This window comes from Microcoleus sp. SVA1B4 (genome assembly GCF_036700545.1).
Taxonomy (GTDB): Bacteria; Cyanobacteriota; Cyanobacteriia; order Cyanobacteriales; family Microcoleaceae; genus Microcoleus.
Window position 1 is genome coordinate 1 of the sequence record NZ_JAUBPB010000151.1, and the last position, 2033, is coordinate 2033.

Sequence of the window (2033 nt, forward strand, 5' to 3'; positions counted from 1 at the left end):
TTCCCATTTGGCGTGAATAATGTCGTGGCAGTGTCTATGTACGGCTGTCAGATTTGTCTTCTTGTTGTTGCTTCTGTTTCTATCTATGTGATGTACTTCAATTAGACTATCTGACGTGAAGTACAGACCGCAGTGCGAACACTTCCCATCTTGCTTTTTAATAAGCTCGGATAATTGTTTGGGAGTTTCAGGGTATTCCCCTTTTCGCTTGCTCCAGTAGACCCAATCTCCGTCATAAGGGCTTATTTCACCCTTCACCTTTGTGTGTCTGGTTATTGGAGTATCGCCATGCTTGGCTAGACAATGCTTGCCGTTTTTGGTGGCGAATACCCAATTGTTATTTCCCTTGGTTGTCCAAGTCTTGTCGGCGCTTTCATGACGGTAAATTGCCCATCCTCGTATTTGCTGATAGATGATGTGGTCTGCAAGTTGGAATATATCTTTGCTGCAAACCGTTTTGTAATAGTTCGACCAGCCCCTTATCACGGGGTTTAGTGTTGCAATTAGGGCATCTCGCGATGAACCTTTGTGCTTATCGATTAGGTCGCCTACTTTAGATAGATGGACTTTCAGCTTTTCCTTGGATGGTGTGATGATGGTTTTAAATCCTTGCTTAGACGCATACTCCCCTACCTCGAACTGTCTAACATTAAATCCGAGGAAGTCGAACCCTATGTTGCCTCCTTCTTCAACTAGAGTGTGTGAGAGTCTGGTTTTTTCGGGTTTTAATTCCAAGCCAATGCCACTGAGCCATTCTGCTGTTATCTGCATACATCTTTGGACGACGGCTTTATCTTTGTGTAGAATTACAAAGTCATCAGCATAGCGAACTACTGTTAGGGTCATTCGCTTAGAGCGTTTGCTCTGTTGTCTGCCGTAGTTATTTTTCATATCTACGGTTTCAACGTATTGGAGTAGCCGATTTTCCAAGCCGTGGAGGGCGATGTTTGCTAGCAAAGGCGATATAACCCCGCCTTGCGGCGTTCCCTCAGATGATTGACTGAACCCTTTCTTTTTATTGCGATTAGCGTGTTCGCTCCAGTCAATCACTCCCGCTTTCAACCATGCCCGAATTTGACGGCGGAAGGTGGGGAATGTATTTAATTTTTCTAGCAGCGCTTCATGGTTTATTCGGTCGAAGCATTTGGCAATGTCGGCATCTAGCACGTATTTCGGCTTCTGCTTGATTGCTCCATATATTGCTTCGATTGCGTCGTGGCATGACCGCCCTGGTCGGAATCCGTAGCTGTTTGGCTCGAATTTTGCTTCCCATTCCGGCTCTAAGGCTGCTTTTACCAGAGCTTGGGATGCTCTGTCGTTCATTGTGGGTATCCCTAACGGGCGTTTTTCGTCTCTACCAGGTTTATCAATCCAGACTCTCCTGACAGGTTTAGCCTTTTGGTTTAACCTCAGTTGGTGTACAAGTTCTAGCCTTTGTTTGGGGATTAAACTCTTAATCCCATCTATTCCAGCCGTCTTCTTGCCCCGATTATCCTGAGTTACCCGACGAACGGCTAGTGCCTTAGCCGACCAAGACCTCATCAAAGTCTTTTGAAGCCTACGGACTGCTTTGACATCCCCACGTTGAGAGGCTTTGAATATGCGCTTTTGCAACTTAAAGACTATCCTCTGTATTTTTTTCCAGTTGATATCCTTCCATTCCACTTTTGTCTGTATTGACTCAGTATTAGACGTATTCATTGCTACTTGTTCCTATTCATTTCCAAACAATCGTGAATCTGTCAGCGTATCCTCGCCATTACAGCGAGGCTTTGGCTTGTGATTCAATCCTGCCCCCGTACATCATCTGGCTAGCTACCTACTCAGGCATCGACCTTCCTGAGAGATGTATGGGGGTTATCCCGTTCCTAACGACCATTGATTGAATCTTTAGAGCGATGCTATTCACCGGGTTTATGGGAAATGCTTTGTTGGTCGGTTAAACACCCGCCAACTCCCTATCCTTGCCCTTTTGGGACTCCCAGTGTGATCAACCTATTTCACTGGTTATACTTAACGATGATTTAGACACA

General features: G+C 45.4%; 1 protein-coding gene. It reads right to left on the bottom strand.

Annotated features, from left to right (window positions below; translation table 11 throughout):
- Positions 1–1701: group II intron reverse transcriptase/maturase (ltrA, locus tag QT987_RS29620; protein ID WP_333247049.1), on the bottom strand; the 1701-nt coding region annotated here is incomplete at its 3' end.
- Positions 1702–2033 lie beyond the last annotated feature (332 nt).